Genomic DNA, 23,191 nt, shown 5'->3' with positions numbered 1-23,191 from the left:
GCCATGTCATCTCGAACGCAATGAGAGATCTCCCAAATCTTGGTTTTTGCCAGCATTCGGAGATCTCTCACTGCGTTCGAGATGACGCGTGCCTGTCTGTCTGTGAGTAATGATACAGTTTAATTGACACTCTCATTATCCCCAGTAAAATGAACTGGCGAGACTTTTGGTTTCCCGGTAATTAATGAAGAAAATTTATCAGCGTGGCTGAATGAAGAAAATACAAGAAGACTTAAAAGAAAAGATTTTATCAATTTAGTCATCATAATCTCTGCTAATAGGCTATTATTGTTATCGTCAGTTGCATAATCCGCTTTAATTAACTCCACAAGCTGGCATCAAAAGGGTATAATTGATTGTTTTTTGTTTAAGCAGGTCAGGCATGCACAGGATTAGTATACGCGGCGCCAGAACACATAATTTGAAAAATATCGATGTGGACATTCCGCGAAATCAGTTAACAGTCATTACGGGTTTATCCGGTTCCGGAAAATCATCCCTTGCTTTTGATACGCTATATGCGGAAGGGCAGCGCCGTTATGTGGAATCTTTGTCGGCCTATGCCAGACAATTTTTGTCCATGATGGAAAAACCGGATGTTGATTCGATTGAGGGGCTTTCGCCGGCGATTTCCATTGAGCAGAAAGCGACGTCTCATAATCCGCGTTCGACTGTAGGAACTATCACTGAAATTTATGATTATCTTCGTCTGTTGTTTGCCCGGGTAGGTGAACCGCGATGTCCTGTCCATCATCACAATTTACATGCTCAGACCATCAGCCAGATGGTGGATCAGGTACTGACGCTTCCTGCGGAACAGCGGGCAATGATATTAGCGCCCGTGGTGAAAGAGCGTAAGGGCGAGCACTTACAATTAATGCAGCAATTGCAGGCCCAGGGTTATGTACGGGCTCGAATTGATGGTGAACTCTGCGAACTTGACGACCCCCCCAAGCTGGCTCTGCGTCAAAAACATACCATCGAAGTAGTGGTGGATCGATTTAAAATTCGGGAAGACATTGCGCAACGGCTTAGTGAATCTTTTGAAAACGCGCTCAACCTGGCAGAAGGTATTGCCATTGTTGCTTCCCTCGATGGTAATTTCGAGGAAATTGTCTTTTCATCCAAGTTTGCCTGCCCGGAATGTGGTTATAGCTTGAGTGAGTTAGAACCGCGCTTGTTTTCTTTTAATAACCCGGTGGGAGCCTGCCCCTCCTGTGATGGCCTGGGTGTTGATCAGTATTTTGATCCGGAGCGCATTATACACGATCGCACAGCAAGTCTTGGTGCGGGTGCAATTCGCGGTTGGGATAAAAAAACCACTTATTATTACCCCTTGCTAGAGTCTTTGGCTGAGCATTACCAATTTAATATCGAGCTTGCTTTTGAAGAATTGCCTGAATCGGTTCAAAACATTATTCTTTATGGAAGTGGTAAAGAGGAAATTGAGTTTCGCTACCATCGCTCTCATGGCGGCTACCTGGTTAAAAAACATCGTTTTGAGGGGGTGATTCCCAACATGGAGCGCCGCTATCGTGAGTCAGACTCATCAATGATGCGCGAGGAGTTGGCCAAATATTTATCTTCCCGCCCTTGCCAGTTATGCAAGGGCGCTCGTTTGAGAGAGGAAGCGCGCAATGTATTTATTAATGATATCAATTTGCCAGAAATCGCCAACTATTCCATTGAAAAAGCCTATGAATTCTTCAAGCATCTTCATCTGAGTGGAAACAGGGGCGAGATTGCCGGTAAAATTAATAAGGAAATTTGTGAGCGCCTGGGATTCCTGGTCAATGTCGGTCTGGATTATTTGTCACTGGCTCGCAGTGCTGAAACCCTTTCTGGCGGTGAAGCGCAGCGTATCCGTCTGGCAAGCCAGATTGGTTCCGGTCTGGTCGGTGTTATGTATATTCTCGATGAACCATCAATCGGTTTGCATCAGCGCGATAATGATCGCCTGCTAAAAACCCTCACCCATTTGCGAAATCTGGGTAATACCGTCATCGTGGTCGAACATGATGAAGACGCGATTCGTTCTGCGGATTTTGTTCTTGATATCGGACCCGGAGCCGGGGTGCATGGCGGGCGTATTATCGCCGCGGGAACCCCGGAAGAAATTATGGCAGAAGAGAAATCCCTCACCGGGCAATACCTCTCGGGGGTTCGTTCTATCGAAGTGCCCAGACAACGCAAGCACGTGGACGATAAGCGCATGCTGCATCTCACCGGTGTCTGCTGCAATAATCTGGTGAATGTAAATGTGAGTATTCCATTAGGTGTATTGACCTGTGTAACGGGGGTATCTGGTTCGGGTAAATCAAGTTTGATTAATGACACTCTCTATCCTTTGGCCGCCAATCAACTCAATCGTGCCAGTGTGATGACCCCGGGCTCGATTAAGAAAATAAGTGGTCTTGAGCATTGTGACAAGGTCATTGATATTGACCAAAGCCCCATTGGGCGCACCCCGCGCTCAAATCCCGCGACCTATACCGGTTTGTTTACTCCTATTCGGGAATTATTTTCAGGCACTCCCGAAGCCCGGGCTCGTGGCTATCAACCTGGGCGCTTCAGCTTTAATGTGAAAGGCGGACGCTGCGAAGCCTGTCAGGGCGATGGGATGATTAAGGTGGAAATGCATTTTCTGCCCGATATTTATGTGGCTTGCGACATCTGTAAAGGAAAACGATATAACCGCGAAACCCTGGAAATTCAATATAAAGGTAAGAATATTCATGAAGTGCTGGATATGACGGTTGAGGATGCGCGCAGTTTTTTTGATGCAATTCCAGTCATCGCCAGAAAGTGTCAGACCTTAATTGATGTGGGTTTATCCTATATTCGTCTGGGGCAAAGCGCGACTACATTGTCGGGAGGCGAAGCTCAGCGCATCAAATTAGCTCGTGAATTATCGAAACGTGACACAGGAAATACTCTGTATATTCTGGACGAGCCGACCACTGGTTTGCATTTTCATGACACAAGGCAACTTTTAAGTGTTTTATTCCGTCTAAGGGATCAGGGGAATACGATTATTATCATCGAGCATAATCTTGATGTCATTAAAACAGCCGACTGGATTATTGATTTAGGACCGGAAGGGGGCAGTAAAGGAGGGCAAATCATTGCCACAGGGACCCCGGAAGAGATTACCCGAAACAAGGCATCCTATACCGGAATGTTTCTGAAGCCTCTGTTAAAGAAGAAAAAAGAGGCGGTAGTTTCCTAGTGCTCGCCTCTGACTCCAACTAACCGAGGGTTGCCGTCATCTCGAACGTAGTGGCCGTCATCTCGAACGTAGTGAGAGATCTCCCTAATCTTGGTTTGTGCCAGCATTCGGAGATCTCTCACTACGTTCGAGATGACATGGCTAACCACTTCTTAACATACTGAATTATATTGCAATTAATTTACCCTATCCTTGCCTCGGCATGTCCGACGCATCCAGTGATGCTTGAACCAGAGCCGAATTCGGGTTAACGGTAGTTAAGCGGTTCTTATACCCATTGTAATGCTGGCGATACCAATTCATCTGCGTCTCTTTCTGGCCTGAGACTAAAAAAAGAAGGACTATAAAGATTTAATCGTTCATGGCAACGCAAACCAAGACATACAAACAAGCCTAAGCCAAGCATAGTCAGGGCGGGTGTTGAGGTGGCTACACCGAGGTACATGAATCCAAGACCCCAGAGCATTCCTGATGGGTGGGGCTGAAAAGAATCGCTCGCCTCCTGAATGTACCGGGCATGCTCAATAACATCGTTGAATGATGTAGTAAAGGAGTCTTGCTCGCTGTAAGGACGAAGTTCGCTCATAGAAAAAAAATTTTAAAAATTGTCATTTTATGAACCAAAAAAACTAAAGTCAAGTCACTGTTTTTGCAAGCCGCTGTATCGTAACAAAACCAAGTAATTTGATTTTTATCTAAAAATAGCTATAACTTCAATATAAAACAAAATTGGATGAATAACATGGGAAAGTTTCTGCTATTCGTTTTGGTGATCCTGGCGCTGCTGGCATTTTGGCTTATCAGCATCTATAACACCCTCATCGGAATGATTGAGGCGATTAACAATAATAAAAAGCAAATCGATATCCAGCTAGATCGCCGTTTCAAAGTGTTTGAGTCCTTGATACAAACCGTTAACAAATACATGGACTATGAAAAAACGACATTGAAAGATGTAGTTGCCTTACGTAATCAGGCACAGGCCGCAAGAGCTTCTGGCGATGAAAAAGCGAGAATGGATGCAGAGAATCAGATTTCGCAAATCGCATCAGGAATTAATCTGGTATTTGAACAATATCCTGATCTGAAGGCCAGTCAGAACATGCTTCAGCTGCAAGAGGAAATTGTGAATACAGAAAACAAATTGTCCTATGCCAAGCAAGCCTATAATGACAGCATCGAGCGCTATTATGCCAAGAAAAAATCCTTCGTGGAGGCAATGGTGGTTAATTTCTTTTCCGATAAGCTCAATAAAGAGTTCGAGTATTGGTCCTTACCGGAAGATCAAATCAAGGCCCGTGAAGATTATACTGTCAAATTTTCAGAGTAAGCCATGCCGCTATCAGACTACCATGCTTCGGTAGGTGACTGGCGAGCCCAGTTACAGAAAAACCAGCGTAAAACGAGGATAGTCATCCTCCTTTTCATCCTGATCTATACCGGGGTAGGTTTGGTGGCGGATGTATTTGTTCTTCAGTCCACTAATCCCAATCTGACTGTGGGTCAGGCTTTTCATGCCTTGCTGACCCTTCAGGTCATTCCTTATGCAACATTGATCATGGGCGGTATCGCCGTCATTTCCTTGCTAATTACTTATGCCATGTACGACCGGATTATGTTAATGGGCACAGAATATCGGGAAATTACGCCGGAAACAGCACAGAATCTACAGGAAAAGCAGTTGTACAATGTGGTGGAAGAGATGCGCGTTTCTGCGGGACTAAAGTATATGCCCAAAGTATTTCTGATTGAAGCAAACTACATGAATGCTTTTGCCAGCGGTTACAGCGAAAAATCGGCAATGGTGGCCATTACCAGAGGTTTAATAGACAAGCTTGATCGCGCCGAATTGCAGGCGGTGATGGCGCATGAATTAAGCCACATCCGTCATCAGGACATCAAACTGACATTAATGGTTGCTGTATTGAGTAATATTTTATTGCTAGTGATTGATGTGCTTTTTTATTCAATGATTTACAAACGAGATCGCCGAAACCAGGATAATCGTCTATTGCTGATTATTATGGTTTTGCGCTGGGTGTTGCCCATATTGACTGTCGTTCTGGCATTATTTTTAAGCCGTACCAGAGAGTACATGGCCGACTCGGGGGCTGTCGAACTCATGCGTGACAATGAACCGATGGCCAGAGCATTGCTTAAAATTTCGGAAGATCATGCAGCCAATGCCGAGGAATACACACAGGAATATGGCCGAACTGCGCACGAACAGCTAAGACAGGCTTCGTATTTATTTGATCCCTCCAGTATTGATCCAGTTAAATCACTGACCAGTGCTTTTTCAACGCATCCCCTCACCGAGCAGCGTTTAGAGGCCATTGGATTTAAAAAGAAAGATAAGAGATAACGTTTAAGCGATCGCTCTCCATGCCGGGATTTAAAACCCTCTCTCTAACTCTCTCCCTGAGGGAGAGAGGACGTTAGATTTATTTTAGGAGAAATCCCCTCTCCCAAGCTGGGAGAGGGCTAGGGTGAGGGTTGATTTTAAAGTTTCCTCCTGAGAATAAGAAAAATCCTTGTCAACTAATCGGTTGAATCCTGCAGGCAATTGAATATTCTTTATTGCTTTGAGGTTCAGTAAATTGCAGCTCATTCGTATTGCTGAGCGTGATTTTCCTGTCATGATAGGAAATCCCGTCATTTTTCAATACATTAATTAAATTACCCCGTTGAAACAGCACAATGATATGTTTAATCAGAGCTCTTGATGAGCTATTGTTGAATAACCCATGATATCGGTTAATTACCTGGCTTTTATCCAGATAAGTATTAATTTCCCTCTCAATATCCTGTTCTGAATGTTCAGCCAGATGATTTCTCAAAAACTGCTGATTACTTAACACCAGCTCGATAAAATTCAGAATGTTTTCCGTTTTTACGGTGCGATAGGAAGACCAGAAGCTTAAACGTGAACTGAATTTATTTTCCAGAAAGTCAAAAAGATTGGAAAAATTATGAACGATTACTCTGGCCTGATCGGCCTTGGCCTCATAAAAATCAGCGCGATCCTTTTGTTTTTGCAATTCAACCAGGGCTTCATTCAATTTTAGTTCCAGCGCTTCAATCAGTTCCTGCTCTCTGCTCATGCTTAGTTTCAGGGACTGAAAATCATTTCTTAAATTCTCGCTCGCTCTATTAAAACTTTCTTCGTATAGCTTGAACCGCTCGAGAATGCTGCCAATTCTGCCCTGCATGTTTTCTTTGAGCAGAGATAACTCTCTACTTGCTTCCTGGGCTACTTTTGAATTATCACCTGAAAGAATTTCCCGTACATCTTTTAATTTATCATCCAGAGTGCTTTTCAGCTCTTTAATATCTTTCACATTGCGATGAAAATCGGCAAGGATAGTCGTAAAGAGATCTTCATTGGCCTTTTCAATTTTTTTTACATCTTCCAGATGTTTTTTATTGCTTGCCTTTAATTGCTGGACCAGATCCTGTGTTTCGCTAAATTGCCCCTTTACCTTGGCGATATCACTTGAAAGGCTGACTATCTGTGTCTGCTGTTGGATATTTTCCTTTGTTAACAGCTTGTTTCGGGTTTGCAGTTTTTTAACACGCTCACCATTGATATCGATCTGTCTGATAAGTTCCCCCATATGGGCGGTGATATCTCCGAGTGACTGGAAAAACTGGTGTAGGGGAGGAGCAAGTTCTTCCCGGCATTTCTCTCTGATCTTGTTTTCAAAATCTCGCAGTCGCTTATAAAATTCGATAAAGGAAAGCAAACTGCCATGTTTGGGATAAAGTAAAACGAATTCCAGCTGCTCAGCCCCTAAACCGAGCAGGGAGCTGGTCGCGTTCCACTTATATACGGGACTGTTCATTTGCTTGAGGAATTGATAAAGCCCGTCTGGAATTTCTGCTTCGTTATCTCCAAAGGTGATTTTACAGCTGCTGACCTGACCACCTGCAATTTTCCCAGTGGTATATGATGAGGAAATATGCAATTTACCGCATAGTTTATTGATGGCCTCATTCACATTCATTAATTGCAGTTGGGTGAATTTGAGCGAAGTAAATACTTCATTTTCAGACTTATCTATTTCTGAATATTGTGAGGGTAATTCGGGATTTAAGCCAAGTAATCGGGTTAAACCATATTCCTCAAAGGTTCTTGCAATATTAAACAAATAAATTCGGTCTTCTTTAGTTAGATTACTGGCATCAAAGGGCGTCCTGTGTTCATCTGTCTCATAGTTCTTAAGCTTATCAAGCCCATCATGAAGATACTGCATGCGTCGGCGCAGAAACTCCAGTTGTTCAAGGTTGTTTTGAAACACCGAATTAGTAATGAAACTGGTGCGTTTTATCAGTTTATTGTCATCGAGAGGTTCCGTAATCGACATGAAAGATTGTTTGGGATTGACGAGCGGCATCTTCTTGCTTCTCATCCATTTGGTATCATTCATCAAATCCAGCAATTCCTTCACCTGCGCATACCCAAAGAAGTCGGATAAGCGCCTCATTGCCTCTCGGTAAAAAATATGTATCACCAGACGCCTGGCTTTGTATTCTCCCTTTTCAGACATCCCTTTGAAGCCATACTGAATTGCAGACTCAAGAAAGTCTTTCTCAAGTGCCTGGCAAATAAATAAAAGCTTGAAAATGGCTATCATTTCTCGTGATAACTGATCTCTGCAATTTTGATCGATAGGGGTTTTAAGTAAGAAACCGTATTTTGGATCCCAGGATGTAATGTCTGCCATTGCTTTGGGATTATCAAAAATATCCTGGTAACGCACAAAGGATAATCCATCCTCCTCTTGGGCAAGACGATTAAGTCCTTCTGAAACTTTTGCCAGAGGTTTCAGTAATTTGAAAATACCATATTCGTTAAAGGGGACTTTTCCGGTTGCCTGGGAGGTATCTGCTCTTAACATATTCTGGGTTATTTTATAGGCAGAGATCTGCGTGGAATCTGCTCCTGCCTGTGCATCAAACAAGCGGGCAAATAACTCCATTAAATGATTATTCAAGTCATAGAGATCGCGGGTACAATGGACGGACATGGTCTGTACGCTAATTTCTCGCTGCTCGACAATTAATTGATCAATCAAATCCCCAAAATGTTTCTGTACTTCCTGGGCGAGCGTGGTACGCTGCTTCTGAGTTTTTACAAAATAATCCGCAATCGTTTTATTATAATTTTCGGTAAGACCTTCATTGTCTAAAATATTCTGAAAATAACTGGTGATAATAGTTCTGAATTTTTCAAGGCGTTCTTCATTTTCATATCCTGGCAACTGGGCTATTCCTTTCATCGCCTGGATTAAGAGCACTGTAGTGTTCCGCATGATTTGCACAGTAGCTTTGGCAAGTGCGCGATTTTCAGAGTTAATCACCTCGCGGTTTTTCAGGTAGCTGTCAAAATATTCGTGAATAGTGCGCTCAATGGAAGAGGCAAGCGTATCGGGCGGGGTCATGAGCTGGCTGCTCTCCTGCAGCATATGAATCTGGAAGATATTCCCGTCTGCGGGACTCTCATGGAGCAGACAGAACTTGTCCAGTTCGGGTTTTAGCAGGGTTCCGAGATTTAACTGCAACTCGCAGCCTTTATCCAGCAGGTTTAATTCTTTGACAGTGATTTCAAGGATGCTTGCAAAATTGAAATTTATGAATTCTCCGGCCGCCTTATTCAGGCCGCTCATTTGCATAATAAGCTTTTTTTGGTCAGATTGCGCTTTTAAAGAGGTTAAATAGCTCCCCAGAAATGTTCCGGCCATTACACCAGCCGTGCCGGCGATGACTTCACCGGAAACCACTTTGGTGCCGATCATTGTAGCCAAAAGTCCAAACATGTTCATCTCCCTAAATGCATCAATGAATGCTCTCTTCCATGAAAACGCTTAAACAATTCATCGAATTTTTCAACGTATTGTCTAAATCAGCATTGATTTGTTAACCATATAACAGGTTTGATGAAGACGTCAACGCTTGCGTTGAGAATAAAAAAAACAATTTATTACGGGAATAAGCAGCTCGATTTTATAGTGTAGCAAAGTCACTCTAATCCCTGTAGTGGGAATGAATTTTAATTTGGAGATGGCTTTAATATAAGCATATTGGGGTTATCAGATCGTAATTTCCCAATATGCTATTGATTAGGAGACTATGCAGCAGGGCCGTTCATCGTCCTCATCCGGTTGTTGAACTGTCTGGATGGTCGGTACCGGGAAAATATTGTTATAAACAATTAGAATGTCCTGCATGAAATCATTGGCGTCACTGTTTAAGGCATGCTCAGGCAAATGCCGGAAAGAGTATTTGGCTGAGATATTAGCCATCAATTGCAACCCCTCTGCATGCAAGGAGTTTCTGGGGGTTCTCGCCAGTATATCACCGGGCCGGAGTATGACCGGAAAATCTGAGTTTTCCAGAGCGAGCATATAATCTGCCAGGGCCGGAAAATCGGGTTTATTTAATCGTCCGATGACAGCATTAAAGCGGCATTCCAGAATACAATTGCTATTGTCCAGTAACTCAAGGCAGAGTTTACGTAATGCTTCAGCTTCTGGTGGTAAAGAAATCTGGGCGATTTTAGTGAGGGTCGCTTTTCTGTTAGCCTCGTTCGTGGTCAAAGATCTTTCCCATCGTTGAACGATACCTGACAGCGACAGGGGGGCAAAATGAGTAAATGGGCTGGTATTCGTTTTATTCCTGGTGTAGGTGCTAAATAGCGCCAGGGCTGTCTCGGGGCTGGTGATTTTTTCCAGGTCAGTTTTGAGCTCTAATGCACGTTTGCAGATTTGTTCATCTTCCTTGTGCTCTCTGATGAAGCGTGTGAGCTCATCCGCATAGCCTGCCAAAATGTTTGCTGCCATCTGACCTCCCTTGTGAGCTTACTCACGCAATCCGACCCCTTTTTTCAGTAATATCATATTAGCTGCAATTAATAACACGATCAAGACAAAAATAACGCACATCGATAAAGACATGCTCACCTCTTGTTTGCCAATCATGGCGCCACGTAAAGCACTGACCATATAAAGTATAGGATTTAAATGCGAAAGCTTCTGCCAGAATGTGGGCAGCATAGCTGTCGAATAGAACACGCCCCCCAGATAGGTCAGGGGAGTCAGTACAAAAGTAGGGATCAGCATGACATCGTCAAAATTTCTGGCGATCATTGCATTGGTAAAGCCAGCCAGAGAAAAGATAGCAGAAACCAGCAGCACTACAAGCAACGTCAGGGGCAGATGGTGTGGATCAATAGGCACGAAATACCAGGATACCAGGAAAACCAGAAAGGCAACGATTACACCGCGAAGCACACCGCCAATGACATATCCCAATAGCAACAGCCCATCATGCATGGGGCTGACCAGGATTTCTTCAATACTTTTCTGAAAGCGAACGGTGAACAACGAAGTTGATACATTGCCATAGGCGTTGGTAATGACTGTCATCATAATCAAACCAGGAGCGATAAACTCGGGATAGCTGACCCCTTGGATAGTTCCAATTCGCGGGCCTATTAAGGTTCCAAAAATTAGAAAGTACAATGCGGTGGTGATAACCGGAGGTAAAAATACCTGTGAGCTGATGCGAAACATACGCACTAACTCGCGTCTTACTACGGTATAAAAAGCAATCAACTGTTGATTAATGGTCATGATTGATTAAATCCAGAAAGAGTTCTTCAAGCCGATTGGTTTTATTGCGAAGGCTTTGAATTTTAATCCCATTCGCCGAAAGTTCTGCGAATACCTCATTCAGAGAGACACTGTTATTCACCCGTAGTTCAAAAGTAGTACAGTCAATCAGGCTGGTTTCAAACAGCGGCATTATGGGCAATTGTTCAATGGGTTCCTGTGTGTTAAATACAAAGGTCTGATGATTCAAGCTATTAAGCAAACTGCGCATCGAGGTGTTTTTTATAATCACCCCCTCATCAATAATTGCAATATGTTTGCAGAGCTGCTCTGCCTCTTCGAGATAATGGGTGGTCAAAATAATGGTGGTTCCTTGTGCATTGGTTTGCTTCAGAAAGTCCCACATGCTTCGCCGGATTTCAATATCAACTCCGGCGGTTGGTTCATCCAGAATGAGCACTTTCGGCTGATGCATTAAGGCTCTTGCAATCATCAGTCGGCGTTTCATACCTCCTGATAAATGCCGCACAATACTGTGGCGTTTTTCCCATATTCCTAATTGCTCAAGCAGTAAATGCGCCCGAGGTCTCGCCTTAGAGCGTGATATCCCGTAAAAGCCAGCCTGGTTAAGTAAAATCTGCTCGCAGGTTTCAAAAATATTAAGATTAAATTCCTGAGGTACCAGGCCAAGACAGGATTTGGCAAGATAGGGATGTTCATCCAAATCATAGCCATAAATGCGAATGCTGCCAGAGGATTTGGTTAGTAAGGTGGTGATAAGTCCGATAGTGGTTGATTTTCCTGCCCCATTAGCTCCCAGTAAAGCAAAGAAATCGCCTGTTTTTACAGTCAGGTCAATTCCTTTTAAGGCTTCTACTTTATTGCCGTAGATTTTACGTAATTGTCTAATTTCCAAAGCGTTCATTGCCAGGTTCCGTGAACAAATTCATTATGAAAATGTGGCCTATTGAAAAGGAAAAATAACGTTGAATGGGGCGAATAGCAAGCACTATTAACGTAATACTTACCTCGGCAGTAATGAATTAGCATCATCGCTAAATTCATCAACCTCATCGTCGGTATCATTGCTTGTTAGGCCCACATCGATATTGGCCTGCCTGATTTGCTCCATTTTGCTCATAAACTCAGGCGTGATCCATTCGGGCAGGAATTTTTTTTTTCCCCTTTTTTCTCTTCCGGTTCTTTTAAAGGAGCAGGATTCCTGGTTTTAAGTACAAAATCCAGCTCCTCTTGCATACTGGCAAAAAATTGTGGTTGCCCTGGTTTTGAGGCTAATTTCTTTAATTTTAACGGGGGTTTTGTATTGGCGGTTTCCCCTTCTTTTTTTACTGGCCGCGGAGGCACAGGCGGTGCTGGTGGCGCTTTGCGCTGGGTTGGCGGTTCAACTTCTGTTTCACTCTTTAAAACAGGTGAGAGTTTGGTCGGTAAATCTGAGCCTGTCGGCGCAGGCGAGAGGATGGGCGGCTGTTTAACCGGCGAGTTATCCACCTTGATTATCGGTTCAGGCACCAGTTGAGGTGCGGGGCTGTTTGCAATAACTTTTTGTAAATTAACTGCATGGCTGGCTTCTTCAATCATATCCCAGGCATGTTCATAGCGGGTCACTTTTTCTCTTAATGAATGCAACTCTGCCTCATTGTCATTTTTGTGCCGCTCCAGTTCTTCATTATGAGTTTGTAATGCACGTTTTTCATTAGAGAGCTTGGCTTTCTCAGCCTCCAGCTCCTGGATTTTTAACTTATAGACTTCTATTTCCAGACAATGGGCTTCTCTCTCTCTAGATATCGCCTGCATTAAATTACCAATCAGGCTGACTTTGGAATTTTTAGTATTGAATTTAATTGAGAGGGTGACGCCAATATGATGCTCTTCTTGTGTTATCTCTGCATATTTATTGGTGAATGTACCCATGTGGGCAAGAAAAATAGGGTCCTGGCTAAACAACATAACAGCGGAGTGTTTTAAAAAATTGAGAAGGTCGTCTTCGTCAAAAATATCCGGGGTTTTTACAAAACAACTTTGCAGAAATTTAAGATTTTCAAGGATCGTATCCGCATGAGTATCTTTATTCCATTTTAAGTACCGGCTCAGGTTATTGTTTCCGTATTGCTCAACTAAATCGTTAAATAACGAAATAAACTCTTTGCTTACACCCATTTCCGGCTCCCTGGATTGATGTGACAATAGTCCATCAATCCATTTAATAGCAACCGGCCAATAAATTCAACAGACTGAATTAATAATTTGTTGAGAACTTACTCGTTTTAGCCATCCGGCAATGCTTACACGGGTCTGATGGGTCAGCTCCACTTCATGAGGAAGCTCGCTTGTAAAGCAGATGAAGCGATCAGCCTGAGGTAGAACCGATACCAGGAGTTGTTCTTCCTGGTTATACACCTTCAGAGCTCCCCCATCTTCAGCCTTCCAGCCCTCATTCAGGTAATAGACGCAGGAAATACGCCTATCCTTGTTATTTTGAAATTGATCGACATGCTTTTTATAAAAAGTGCCGGGCTGATAAATGGCATAATGGGTTTCAAACTGATTCAAGCCCAGGAACAGGACATTATTTAATTCGCGGCTGATTTGATTTATTTTCTGAAAATAATAGTTTACCGCCAAATCAAATTCATCGGGGTCAAGCCAGAGAATACTATCACCTCTGATTTCCTGCTGCCGGCTAACAGAGGAATTACCTACTCGGGCTTGTCTAAAACGTTGATCAGCATCGCCGCACAAGGCATTAGTCCTAAGTTGCCTCGCATGCTCTTCACCCAGAAAGTTTTCAATAATATGAAACCCTTGATTACAAAGATTATCAATCAGATTTGAATCGACCATGAACATCCACACAAAAAAGCAGAAATCATAGTCCATTTTGTGAGAGAGAGCGAGAAGATTTAAGGTCTGACTAATAATAGTTTATCTCCCGTTAAGCAGGTTTCGTCTTTCTTTCCAGTCAGGTAAAAATTGCGTCATCAACTGTTTAAAATAATGGTTATGGCTAGCTTCGATTAAATGAACCATTTCATGCACAAAAACATATTCAATACACTCTGGCGGATGATGAATCAAATGCAGACTTAACCAGATGCGGCCCTTGCTGGTATTGCAGGAGCCCCAGCGGCTTCGCATCGCGCGTATGCCAATGAATTTGGGAAACACTTTAATGATCGGTTGCCATTTGCTTAACAGGGTATCAATTAAACTTCCCAGTTCCTGCCTATACCATTTAGTCAGTATCGTATTAAGATTTTGAGCGCTATCTAAAGTGCTTGATAAATGCAGTTGTTCGTTAACGATGCCCAGAACCCGATTGCCTGAGCTACCATCTTTCACAAGAGAGTAAACTTTTCCCAGAAATTTAATCTGATTTTCAGAAAGAGGCTGCTGAGGCGAACGTCCTGCAACCTCCTTTTGCTTCTCAATAATCCAGGACTGGCGGCTCTGTAAAAATTGCTCAATTGCGGCATCGCTCATCCTATGCGGTGCACTGACGATGATTTCACCAAGCGGCGCCTTAATTCTTAAATACAGATGTTTAATTGACTTTCTAATAATTGTCACAGGCAGTTGATTCTGTATTGTCTGCAGAGTCACTCAGTGTCCAGATAAAGAAAAAATCGATTATACTCTAACTGGCCGCTGTTCCCTATCTTTCTGCAGGAATACAGGGGCTGTCGACATATTCACCATTAATTTTGAGCACCATGTTGATACTGCGCCGATGATAACGTGACAAAATATCATACTGGGCTTTGCTCATATAACCGTAACTGTTTCCACAATAAACCAGTGAATGGGCAGACGCTGTAGGCTTGGGCTTTAAGGGCAAATCACACTCCCAGCGAAATCGACCAGGATCACAGTTTGCAAATGTTAAGGAAACTGGCAAGATGAACAAAAGGATCGCTATACTTTTTTTCATGGCAGGCTCTTTTTTATTATTGTTTGGCTTAATATCGGCGGTTGTCATTATTTCTTTAACGGGATAATTAATTTTGCAAGGAGTAGCAGCGTGACATTAACGACTAAAGATTATCTCGATTTTCTAAGGGATGGTGACTATCTCCGGGCGCTGGACTGGACGGCCTATCTCGAAAAAAAATGCGGTGTCAAAGCGGGAGGAGGCGATGATTTGCTGCCGATAGGCGTCTTTGAGTTAATTCGCTATGGATTTCGCCCTGAAGATATGAAGCATATTGAACTGCTTTATGCCGCCCAAGGCGTCAATCTTTTCAAAGGAGTTGCGGGATACGGCTGTACTAATCTTATAAGTGCCGCTCTGCAATATATGGTTTATTTCAAACACCAGCTCCTGATGTTCTATGCGACTAACGAAGACTGGGGGTCTATTGAGTTATGGGATAAAGCTGCCGTAATTAAGCATATGGAAAGAGAAAGCCCTCACTTGTCTGCAGAAGCCAACAGTATACAATTGAGTACAGAATACGAGGCGCTTGATAAAAGGGCGCAAGAACTGGAGAGAGAAGTTCAGGAGTTAAAGGGAAACAGCGAGATTCAGAAGTTAAGAGCAAATATTGAGTCACTTGAACCTTACCGTGAACTTTGTAATGAGTATGCAGACTTATTATCAAAAGCACTCGACTCCCTAAATCCTGGAAAAGAAGAAAACCCGCTTGAGCAGCAGGTTTCACCTACATCCAGGAACAGTGCTGATGAGGCTAAAGTGACAGCGGTGCGTTTTGGATTAGTTAAAATTCTGAATGAGGATTTCAGAGTCTCGATGGCCAACAAAATCAATTGGAATAAAGTAGGCTTGCAGCTTGATGAAATAAAAGCGCAACAGCCGCTTGACTGGGAATTTAATTATCTGAAAAGATTGCAACCGCCTTTTAGCCTGGGTAAAGCTATCGCTGACAAGCAAAACCAGCTTTTGTTTTTTGGCATGCACTGTTTGCAAAGTATCATTGGTTGTGATTCATCTTCTCTTCGCGCTTCATCAGAAGGACCTCAATCTTAAGAGCATTTGCTTTCTGCATCACAAGCTGCTTGATATCTGTGCATTATTGCGTATAATAGAGCAATATTTGTTCACTATTAAGGGGTGGTTATGGTTGATGTGGTTATAGTGGGTGCAGGTCCTATTGGTCTGGCTCATGCCTGGGCAATGAAGAAATTAAATCCCGAATTAAAGATTGTCATCTATGAAAAATATACGGAATACCAACGTAAACACACACTGAGTATGCAATGGCAGCATCTAGCCTCATTAATGATAGCGACGGGGACCGAAGAACATCCCAAACTAAAGCCTCTGCTTGAGCGACTCAAAAAAGATCCGCATATTCGCACTAGCGAACTTGAAAAAATATTCAAAGAGCTGGCTCTGGAGTGTGAAGAAGGATGTGAGCCTACAAGGATTATCCACGAGGCCATTACACCGGAAAATATTGAAGAAAAGATTCTCGAAGCACATCCCGAGGCCAAATTAATCCTTGGCGCGGATGGAACTCACAGCGTCGTCAGCAAACACTTTTTTGGAGAGGATAATCAGGTTAAGCAGGAATTTGATTATGTATTGCAGCTTCGTTACGAAGTCAACGGCTCACATAAGAATGAAGGAGTTGCCGCCGTCAACTTTTATCAGAATATGGCGCGGGGCGGGATGATTGCCAGCGAATATGTGGGGCATTTCGCAAAAGGCCAAACTCCTGTTACCATGCAAATGATGATTTCAAAGGAAGTCTTTGATCGTTTGAAGTCCATCGCCACCTCGCAAAAGCCTATTCATCTTAAAAACAATGCTCAGGCACAGGATATACCCCAGGATATTCGTAGTTTTCTCACCCGTTATCTCGAGCTTAAAATCGAAAAATGCCATGAAGATTCTTCTCTTATCGATTGGAACTCGGTGCGGGTTAGCGTCAATGAAGCGCCGGCGACTTATGGCAAACAAATCAGTACGCAGGTAACAAGGAAAGACGGCTCCAAAGTCCATGTTAAGCTGGCTGGTGATGCCCAATTAGGACTTTCCTATTTCAAGGGGTTAAACGCCGGAAATGAGGCGACTGCAATTTTTGTCGAGCAAATGAAAGAGCATATTCTTAATGGATTTGCTGATGAAGAGCAATTCGAGCTCAGCCTCAATCAGTATCAAACCTGGTTTACCGAAGTGTATGCCCCTAAAAAAGTCCATGAAGTGTCCCAGTACAGCCGCCGCAATATTCGTGCTCCAATGCGAATAATGGAAGCTGTGCAAAAGGTAAAGGGCATTTCATGGCAGGACGATATTGACTCATCGGAAGAGTTGCTTAATGCGTATTTTAATTTACAGCAGGCGCCTGCTCATCAGGTGAGCAGAGAAAAGCAATGGCGTAAATACCCGCATCGCAGCTATGATCCTGTCGGTTTGGGTGATTGGAAATATATTCCTATAACTCATCATTTGAAAAAGACTGTTAAACTGTTTACCGACTTTTTCAAACCTTATAAAACCTCTGCTTCATGGCATCCATTCAAACAAGACTTAAGACAACCCCTGGTTGGACTGCTGAATGTGGGAAGTGGACTGCTTAAAACGTTGGTCGGCCTGCTGAGCTTGAACCCGTGGCGATCTTTGGATGGAGTATTCAGTCTGGTCAGAGGCGCGATAGAAATTGCGACCACCCCGCTGACCTGGCTGCTCAAGCCAATTACCCGAGGCATAGCGACCTTAATCAACAAAGGTTTCTGGGGGCCTAAAAAAATCGAAGACAACACCGGCATGCGAAAGCTTGCTAAATTAGGTATTAAGGCTGTCGATGAATTCGATCAAGAATCCCTCGATCATGACCCTTCTGCCCAATCGAGTTATAACATCATAGCCCTTTGTCATGATATGCATCGCAAATATATGAAAGGCATTCGTCATCAACAAATGACGGATGTGGCGATGGATGAACATGCAGCCTATAAACAGGTAGTGGATGAGCCTGTTGTGGATCCAACCACGGCGCGCCAATATTTCTCTCTTTTCTATAACAAGCCAGAGAATAAGGCGGATAAAGCTGAATCTCCTGCGCCTAAAGAGGGCTTAACCATCTAATTAAAAAAGCCTTGAGGATGCAAAGCGGAATCAAGGCTTTTTTCTAACTTACTCCTACACTCCGACTTCGACCATGTGCTCTTGCGTAAATAAAATCAAGCAACTAACCTGCTGTCTTTGCGAACAAAGTGAAGCAATCCAGATCGATACTTGAACAGAGTAAGGAGCAGGATTGCTTCGCTAACGCTCGCAAAGACGGCTTTTTGTGCATCTGTCTAACAACGCCTGGTAAAACAGGGCAAACATCAACAATAGTCGGGTCTATATGCAGGAATGCCGCGACAAGTCGCGGCGTTAGATGGAGCGGTAATTCAGGCAGATTCAGGCAAACAGGGCAGTTGATTGTCAACAGTCCTTGTCTTGATCTTAGTCTTCTTTGCGGCTGCTTAATTTTTCTTTGATACGAGCAGCACGGCCAGCCAGATCACGCAGATAATATAATTTGGCACGACGAACATCACCGCGACGTTTGACAGTAATGCTGTCGACGATTGGGCTGTAAGTCTGGAATACACGTTCTACACCGACGTTATGAGAAATCTTACGCACGGTGAAGGCAGAGTTTAAACCACGGTTACGTTTGGCAATTACAACCCCTTCAAAGGCCTGTAAACGCTCACGAGTACCTTCTTTTACTTTTACTTGTACTAAAACGGTATCGCCTGGGCTGAAATCAGGAATATTTTTACCTTGCATTTGCTCGGCATTCAGCTGATCAATAATGTTAGTCATGAATCATCACTCCTCAAGTATGGTCTGTCGCTGCAAGCTCAGGTATATATCGATGTCCATAGCTTGCCGGTTGTTACTTCTCTCGGTTATTCCGTGAGAGCATTTATTTAAAAGCTTTTTAATGCTGCAAGCAGAATGCTGCAGTAGAAAAATGCTCCATTTTTTAGCAGGAATCACTGTGTTCATTTTGAAACTCACTCAGTAATTCTCTGTCCAAATCGTTCAAATCAATTTTTTCTAATAATTCCGGTCTTTTTAACCAGGTATTTCCTAAAGAGGCCTTACGTCGCCAACGTTCTATTTCCCGATGATTACCGTTTAGCAAAACGTCTGGAACTTTCTGTCCGTTAACCAGCGCTGGGCGGGTATAATGCGGACAGTCCAGCAAGCCATTCATAAATGAATCCTGCTCTGCAGAGCCCGCATGCCCCAAGCTGCCGGGCAACAAACGCAAAATTGCATCAATGAAAATCATTGCGGCTAATTCTCCGCCGCTCATTACGAAATCGCCAACCGTCCATTCTTCATCGACGTGTTGCTGGATAATTCGCTCGTCTATCCCTTCATACCGACCTGCGATAAAAAGCAGGGGGGTCTTATCCTGGGCAATTCTAATCAGGTCATTCTGTTTAATCTGTCTGCCCTGCGGGCTCAAATAAATAGTACGGCATCCTGAAGGCAGAGCCGCTTTGGCATGCTCTATTGCAGCATGCAGGGGCTCATACATCATAACCATTCCAGGACCGCCACCGTAAGGCTTGTCATCAATCTGACGATAAGGCCTTTTTGCCCAATCACGTGGCGTCCAGTATTCAATCCGGGCAAGGCCCTGTTCAAGCGCTCGTCCTGTTACACCATAGCTCAAACTGTTAAAAATTTCCGGAATGAGACTAATCACACCAAGATGTAACATTAAAAATCCGCGTCCCAATCAACCAGAATCTGTTGCTGGCTTAAATCGACCTTTATAACGTAATGACCAGGTAAATAGGGAATCAGATGACGTCGTTCACCATTCACAATCAGGACATCGTTTGAGCCAGTCGCAATCACCTCGGTGACTGTACCCAATAGCTCATTGGATTGATTGATAACTTTCAGCCCAACAAGCTGGTGCCAGTAAAACTCATCTGGCTCTAGCACGGGTAATTGCTTGCTGCTTATCGCAATCTCCACATTGGTCAGTTTGGCCGCTTCTTCTCGCTCATTGTAACCTTTTACTCTTACGAGAATGTGTTTATCGCTGAGTTCAACCTGTAACAGCTCAACAGGTTGCCACTGTTTGGCGATAGAAATATGCCAGTCTGCATAATCAAGAATATTATTACGGGGTTCAGTAAAGGAATGTACCGTAATAAGGCCTTTTATACCATGAACTCGACCAAAACGACCTACGATTATCCAATCAGTTAAATCACTCACATTATTCAGCGTTAGCAGCTTTCTTATGTTCTTTAACAAGAGCGCTTACGCGATCGGATAATTGTGCACCCACGTTTAACCAATGCGTTAATTTATCCATTTCGATATGGAGACGAATGTCTTGTCCCTGAGCGACCGGGTTAAAATAACCAATGCGTTCAATGTAATTTCCATCACGACGTTTGCGGCTGTCTGTAACAACCATGTGATAAAATGGACGCTTTTTAGCGCCAGCTCTTGATAAACGTATAACGACCATTATTTTCCTCTTCTAAGAGTGGTTACGTAAAAATGCCGTGTATTGTACGAAAATTCACACGACATGTGAAGTCATTCTGACAATTATTTGAAATCATCGGGTAAAATACCCTTCATTCCAGTAAGGCCACCCAAGCCGCGCATCATTTGTTTTAAGGCACCCGGCTTGGAAATTTTCTTCATCATCTTCTGCATTTGCTCATATTGTTTCAATAAGCGGTTAACATCCTGAATCTGTGTGCCTGAACCCTCTGCAATGCGCTTCTTGCGGGAGCCAATGATAATCTTGGGCAGACGTCGTTCTTTTTTCGTCATCGAATTAATAATAGCAATTGTTTTTGCCAATGCTTTATCATTCACTTGCGACATGGCCTGTTGCGGCAGCTGGCTCATACCGGGCAGTTTGCTCATCATACTGCTGATGCCGCCCATATTATTCATTTGCAATAACTGCTGCTTGAAATCTTCCAGGTCAAAGCCCTTTCCTTTTTTCAGCTTCTGTGCCAGTTTCTCACTGCTTTTTTTATCCGCCTTACGCTCAACTTCTTCAATCAGCGTCAGAATATCGCCCATCCCCAAAATTCGGGACGCGACACGGTCAGGATAGAATGGTTCAAGGGCATCAATTTTTTCGCCGGTTCCCATGAACTTAATGGGTTGACCAGTGATTTCCTTCACGGATAAAGCCGCTCCTCCACGGGCATCACCATCGGTTTTGGTGAGAATAATACCTGTTAAGGGCAGGGCATCATGAAAGGCCTTGGCGGTATTGGCTGCATCTTGTCCAGTCATGCTGTCGACGACAAACAGAGTTTCCACGGGTTTGACCGCCTGATGCAAGGCTTTGATTTCGTCCATCATGTCCTGATCGATATGCAGACGGCCTGCAGTATCGAAAATAACGACATCCATATATTGCTTTTTAGCATTATCGAGTGCGCGCTGGGCAATATCGAGCGGGTTTTCATGCGCCTGCGCCGGAAAAAATGCAATATCAAGCTGCTCGGCGAGCAATTGCAACTGTTCGATGGCCGCAGGTCTGTAGACGTCCACGCTCACCAGCATGACTTTTTTGTTCTCTTGCTCTTTTAAATAGCGTGCTAGCTTGGCTGAAGTGGTCGTTTTACCGGAACCCTGCAAACCAGCCATAAGAAAAATAGCAGGCGGTTGCGTTTTAAAATTCAGTTCTGAGCGCTCACTGCCCAGAATGACAATCAATTCATCATGAATGATTTTGATCAGTGCCTGCTCGGGCTTGAGTTTATCATCGACTGCCTGACCAAGCGTTTTTTCCCTGACTTTCTCTATAAATTGCTTAACAACAGGTAAAGCAACATCCGCTTCAAGTAAGGACATGCGCACTTCACGAAGTGCCTGCTGTGTATTCTCTTCGGTAAAATGACTTTGCCCAGTTAGCGTTTTGAACGCCTGGTTCAACCGTTTGGTTAAATTATCAAACATGGAATGTCTGCCTGATTTCAAAAATAATCATAGTACCACAGGTGTTTCTCTCTGTGTAATCTTTACTTTATAAAGAGTATAATTCGGTTTGTTATTTAACCGGATAAGGAATCCAAGTGCAGTTTTCACTGGCCACGCTGTCGATTATTCTCTTTATTCTGATCCTGCTTTCCGCCTTTTTTTCGGGAACGGAGATAGGTATCATGTCGATTAATCGGTATCGACTGAAGCATTGGGTTAAAACGAATCACCATCAGGCTGTTCGGGTTTCCAGGTTGCTGCAACGGCCTGATAGATTGCTGGGAGTAATATTAATAGGTAATACCTTTGCCAATATTTCGGCCTCGATGATTGCCACTCTGATAGGTCAGCGGCTGTACGGAAATGCCGGAGTCGCCTTGGCGACTCTTGTGCTCACTTTAATTATCCTGGTTTTGGCGGAAATGGTTCCCAAGACGCTGGCGGCATTGCATCCCCAGCAGGTAGCGTTTCGCTCCTCTTTGCCACTGCTCCTTTTACAAAAAATTCTGGCGCCCCTGGTTTATCTGATTAGCACTATCACTAATTGGATTTTACGCCTGTTTGGTATCTCTCTGGACAAAGCTCAGCGAGAAGCGTTAAGCGCTGAGGAGTTGCGTTCTGTCGTTAATGAAGCTGGCGGTTTATTGCCCGCCGAGCATCAGGGAATGCTGATTAGTTTACTGGATCTTGAAGAAGCGACCGTTGAAGACATCATGATACCCAAGGCTGATGTGATTGGTATTGATTTGGAGCAGCCCTGGCACCAGATTCTTGATGAGCTGGAAACGGCTCAGCATACCCGCCTGCCTCTGTTTCGTCACAGCATTGATGATTTGCTTGGCATGGTACACGTGCGCAATGTCTTAAATCTTGTTCTTGAAGAAAGGCTGGACAAGGACAGTCTATTGAAAATTGCAGACGCCCCTTATTTTGTTCCCGAGGCCACGCCATTAAATGTGCAGCTTTTGAATTTTCGCAAGGAAAAGAAGCGCAGTTGTTTCGTGGTGGACGAATATGGCGATTTGCAGGGGCTGGTTACAATTGAAGATATTCTCGAAGAAGTGATTGGTGAATTTACAACGGACATCGCCGCCCTGAGTAAAGACATTGTGCAGGAAAATGAAGAGACAATTATTGTCGACGCCAGCATCACTCTCAGGCATTTGAAACGCGGTTTAGGCTGGCAATTACCCATGATTGGGCCGCGCACACTCAGTGGACTTATTATTGAGCATTTGGGTTATATTCCAACAGCTGATAGTTGCGTGCAAATTGAAGATTTTCAAATCGAGATCCTCAGGGTGGGTGATAATATGGTTAAAACGGCAAGGATAAGAAAAGTAAACAGGAACGAGCCAAGTCAAAGTTAAACCTTGAAGCATTGAG

The 23,191-nt window shown here is 43.6% G+C and carries 20 protein-coding genes; 6 read left to right on the top strand and 14 right to left on the bottom strand.

What is annotated here, in order from left to right; translation table 11 throughout:
* The first annotated feature begins 382 nt into the window (after positions 1-382).
* Positions 383-3,229 carry an excinuclease ABC subunit UvrA gene (gene uvrA, locus E1O89_RS11915; protein ID WP_133140356.1) on the top strand — a complete coding sequence of 949 codons (2,847 nt, stop codon included), beginning with the start codon at positions 383-385 and terminating at the stop codon, positions 3,227-3,229.
* A gap of 268 nt (positions 3,230-3,497) precedes the next feature.
* Here uvrA and E1O89_RS11910 read toward each other — a convergent pair whose 3' ends face one another.
* Positions 3,498-3,815 carry a hypothetical protein gene (locus tag E1O89_RS11910; RefSeq protein WP_133140355.1) on the bottom strand — a complete coding sequence of 106 codons (318 nt, stop codon included), beginning with the start codon at positions 3,813-3,815 and terminating at the stop codon, positions 3,498-3,500.
* Positions 3,816-3,971: 156 nt separating this feature from the next.
* Between E1O89_RS11910 and E1O89_RS11905 the strand changes: the two genes are divergently transcribed.
* Together E1O89_RS11905 and htpX are read left to right on the top strand one after the other, a co-directional pair.
* A complete protein-coding gene (locus tag E1O89_RS11905; protein WP_133140354.1) occupies positions 3,972-4,559 on the top strand; it encodes a LemA family protein in 588 nt (195 codons plus the stop codon).
* 3 nt (positions 4,560-4,562) lie between these two features.
* Positions 4,563-5,594, top strand: coding sequence for a zinc metalloprotease HtpX (gene htpX / locus E1O89_RS11900; RefSeq protein WP_112220462.1), 1,032 nt, complete (start codon positions 4,563-4,565; stop codon positions 5,592-5,594).
* 172 nt (positions 5,595-5,766) lie between these two features.
* On the opposite strand, the gene E1O89_RS11895 is transcribed toward htpX, so the two are convergent.
* The 8 genes from E1O89_RS11895 to E1O89_RS11860 all read right to left on the bottom strand — a co-directional run bounded on the left by E1O89_RS11895 (position 5,767) and on the right by E1O89_RS11860 (position 14,791).
* On the bottom strand, positions 5,767-9,048 hold the full coding sequence (locus E1O89_RS11895) for a hypothetical protein (protein ID WP_133140353.1): 3,282 nt from the start codon (positions 9,046-9,048) through the stop codon (positions 5,767-5,769).
* 303 nt (positions 9,049-9,351) lie between these two features.
* Positions 9,352-10,071, bottom strand: a complete 720-nt coding sequence (locus E1O89_RS11890; RefSeq protein ID WP_133140352.1) for a hypothetical protein — start codon at positions 10,069-10,071, stop codon at positions 9,352-9,354.
* 18 nt (positions 10,072-10,089) lie between these two features.
* Positions 10,090-10,863 (bottom strand): ABC transporter permease, encoded by a 774-nt coding sequence (locus E1O89_RS11885; protein ID WP_133140351.1) that lies wholly within the window; start codon positions 10,861-10,863, stop codon positions 10,090-10,092.
* Positions 10,853-11,767, bottom strand: coding sequence for an ABC transporter ATP-binding protein (locus E1O89_RS11880; RefSeq protein ID WP_133140350.1), 915 nt, complete (start codon positions 11,765-11,767; stop codon positions 10,853-10,855). The genes E1O89_RS11885 and E1O89_RS11880 overlap by 11 nt, the downstream gene beginning before the upstream one ends.
* 212 nt (positions 11,768-11,979) lie before the next feature.
* The gene (locus E1O89_RS11875) at positions 11,980-13,020 is read right to left on the bottom strand and encodes a hypothetical protein (RefSeq protein WP_133140349.1); all 1,041 of its coding nucleotides are present in this window, start codon (positions 13,018-13,020) and stop codon (positions 11,980-11,982) included.
* A 66-nt stretch (positions 13,021-13,086) separates the two neighbouring features.
* Positions 13,087-13,704 carry a 2OG-Fe(II) oxygenase gene (locus E1O89_RS11870; protein ID WP_133140348.1) on the bottom strand — a complete coding sequence of 206 codons (618 nt, stop codon included), beginning with the start codon at positions 13,702-13,704 and terminating at the stop codon, positions 13,087-13,089.
* Between the two features lie 81 nt (positions 13,705-13,785).
* Positions 13,786-14,463 carry a M48 family metallopeptidase gene (locus E1O89_RS11865; RefSeq protein WP_133140347.1) on the bottom strand — a complete coding sequence of 226 codons (678 nt, stop codon included), beginning with the start codon at positions 14,461-14,463 and terminating at the stop codon, positions 13,786-13,788.
* A gap of 52 nt (positions 14,464-14,515) precedes the next feature.
* Positions 14,516-14,791 carry a hypothetical protein gene (locus E1O89_RS11860; protein WP_133140346.1) on the bottom strand — a complete coding sequence of 92 codons (276 nt, stop codon included), beginning with the start codon at positions 14,789-14,791 and terminating at the stop codon, positions 14,516-14,518.
* Between the two features lie 90 nt (positions 14,792-14,881).
* Between E1O89_RS11860 and E1O89_RS11855 the strand changes: the two genes are divergently transcribed.
* Both E1O89_RS11855 and E1O89_RS11850 read left to right on the top strand, forming a co-directional pair.
* Positions 14,882-15,847, top strand: coding sequence for a hypothetical protein (locus E1O89_RS11855; RefSeq protein WP_133140345.1), 966 nt, complete (start codon positions 14,882-14,884; stop codon positions 15,845-15,847).
* Positions 15,848-15,937: 90 nt separating this feature from the next.
* A complete protein-coding gene (locus E1O89_RS11850) occupies positions 15,938-17,911 on the top strand; it encodes a hypothetical protein (RefSeq protein ID WP_133140344.1) in 1,974 nt (657 codons plus the stop codon).
* Positions 17,912-18,277: 366 nt separating this feature from the next.
* Here the strand turns inward: E1O89_RS11850 and rplS are convergent, their stop codons facing one another.
* The 5 genes from rplS to ffh all read right to left on the bottom strand — a co-directional run bounded on the left by rplS (position 18,278) and on the right by ffh (position 21,784).
* Positions 18,278-18,643 carry a 50S ribosomal protein L19 gene (rplS, locus tag E1O89_RS11845; protein WP_112220451.1) on the bottom strand — a complete coding sequence of 122 codons (366 nt, stop codon included), beginning with the start codon at positions 18,641-18,643 and terminating at the stop codon, positions 18,278-18,280.
* Positions 18,644-18,806: 163 nt separating this feature from the next.
* Positions 18,807-19,556 (bottom strand): tRNA (guanosine(37)-N1)-methyltransferase TrmD, encoded by a 750-nt coding sequence (gene trmD, locus E1O89_RS11840; RefSeq protein ID WP_112220450.1) that lies wholly within the window; start codon positions 19,554-19,556, stop codon positions 18,807-18,809.
* Complete coding sequence (gene rimM / locus E1O89_RS11835) at positions 19,556-20,065, bottom strand: ribosome maturation factor RimM (RefSeq protein WP_133140343.1); 510 nt, start codon at positions 20,063-20,065, stop codon at positions 19,556-19,558. The genes trmD and rimM overlap by 1 nt, the downstream gene beginning before the upstream one ends.
* A gap of 1 nt (position 20,066) precedes the next feature.
* Positions 20,067-20,324, bottom strand: coding sequence for a 30S ribosomal protein S16 (gene rpsP / locus E1O89_RS11830; RefSeq protein WP_058507999.1), 258 nt, complete (start codon positions 20,322-20,324; stop codon positions 20,067-20,069).
* Between the two features lie 83 nt (positions 20,325-20,407).
* Positions 20,408-21,784 (bottom strand): signal recognition particle protein, encoded by a 1,377-nt coding sequence (gene ffh, locus E1O89_RS11825; RefSeq protein ID WP_112220448.1) that lies wholly within the window; start codon positions 21,782-21,784, stop codon positions 20,408-20,410.
* A gap of 116 nt (positions 21,785-21,900) precedes the next feature.
* On the opposite strand from ffh, the gene E1O89_RS11820 reads away from it, so the two are divergent.
* Positions 21,901-23,175, top strand: a complete 1,275-nt coding sequence (locus E1O89_RS11820; protein ID WP_133140342.1) for an HlyC/CorC family transporter — start codon at positions 21,901-21,903, stop codon at positions 23,173-23,175.
* Positions 23,176-23,191: the final 16 nt, after the last annotated feature.

Origin of the sequence: Legionella genomosp. 1, from assembly GCF_900640215.1 — a bacterium.
In the GTDB taxonomy this organism is placed as follows: domain Bacteria; phylum Pseudomonadota; class Gammaproteobacteria; order Legionellales; family Legionellaceae; genus Legionella_C; species Legionella_C quinlivanii_A.
The sequence above is the reverse complement of the archived record's forward strand: the minus strand, read 5'-3'. Positions and strand labels throughout refer to the sequence as shown.

What these genes read in the sequence shown, in the direction of transcription:
- uvrA (WP_133140356.1), top strand. Translation starts at nt 383, where the DNA reads ATGCACAGGATTAGTATACGCGGCGCCAGAACACATAATTTGAAAAAT.
- E1O89_RS11910 (WP_133140355.1), bottom strand. Translation starts at nt 3,815, where the DNA reads ATGAGCGAACTTCGTCCTTACAGCGAGCAAGACTCCTTTACTACATCA.
- E1O89_RS11905 (WP_133140354.1), top strand. Translation starts at nt 3,972, where the DNA reads ATGGGAAAGTTTCTGCTATTCGTTTTGGTGATCCTGGCGCTGCTGGCA.
- htpX (WP_112220462.1), top strand. Translation starts at nt 4,563, where the DNA reads ATGCCGCTATCAGACTACCATGCTTCGGTAGGTGACTGGCGAGCCCAG.
- E1O89_RS11895 (WP_133140353.1), bottom strand. Translation starts at nt 9,048, where the DNA reads ATGTTTGGACTTTTGGCTACAATGATCGGCACCAAAGTGGTTTCCGGT.
- E1O89_RS11890 (WP_133140352.1), bottom strand. Translation starts at nt 10,071, where the DNA reads ATGGCAGCAAACATTTTGGCAGGCTATGCGGATGAGCTCACACGCTTC.
- E1O89_RS11885 (WP_133140351.1), bottom strand. Translation starts at nt 10,863, where the DNA reads ATGACCATTAATCAACAGTTGATTGCTTTTTATACCGTAGTAAGACGC.
- E1O89_RS11880 (WP_133140350.1), bottom strand. Translation starts at nt 11,767, where the DNA reads ATGAACGCTTTGGAAATTAGACAATTACGTAAAATCTACGGCAATAAA.
- E1O89_RS11875 (WP_133140349.1), bottom strand. Translation starts at nt 13,020, where the DNA reads ATGGGTGTAAGCAAAGAGTTTATTTCGTTATTTAACGATTTAGTTGAG.
- E1O89_RS11870 (WP_133140348.1), bottom strand. Translation starts at nt 13,704, where the DNA reads ATGGTCGATTCAAATCTGATTGATAATCTTTGTAATCAAGGGTTTCAT.
- E1O89_RS11860 (WP_133140346.1), bottom strand. Translation starts at nt 14,791, where the DNA reads ATGAAAAAAAGTATAGCGATCCTTTTGTTCATCTTGCCAGTTTCCTTA.
- E1O89_RS11850 (WP_133140344.1), top strand. Translation starts at nt 15,938, where the DNA reads ATGGTTGATGTGGTTATAGTGGGTGCAGGTCCTATTGGTCTGGCTCAT.
- rplS (WP_112220451.1), bottom strand. Translation starts at nt 18,643, where the DNA reads ATGACTAACATTATTGATCAGCTGAATGCCGAGCAAATGCAAGGTAAA.
- trmD (WP_112220450.1), bottom strand. Translation starts at nt 19,556, where the DNA reads ATGTTACATCTTGGTGTGATTAGTCTCATTCCGGAAATTTTTAACAGT.
- rpsP (WP_058507999.1), bottom strand. Translation starts at nt 20,324, where the DNA reads ATGGTCGTTATACGTTTATCAAGAGCTGGCGCTAAAAAGCGTCCATTT.
- ffh (WP_112220448.1), bottom strand. Translation starts at nt 21,784, where the DNA reads ATGTTTGATAATTTAACCAAACGGTTGAACCAGGCGTTCAAAACGCTA.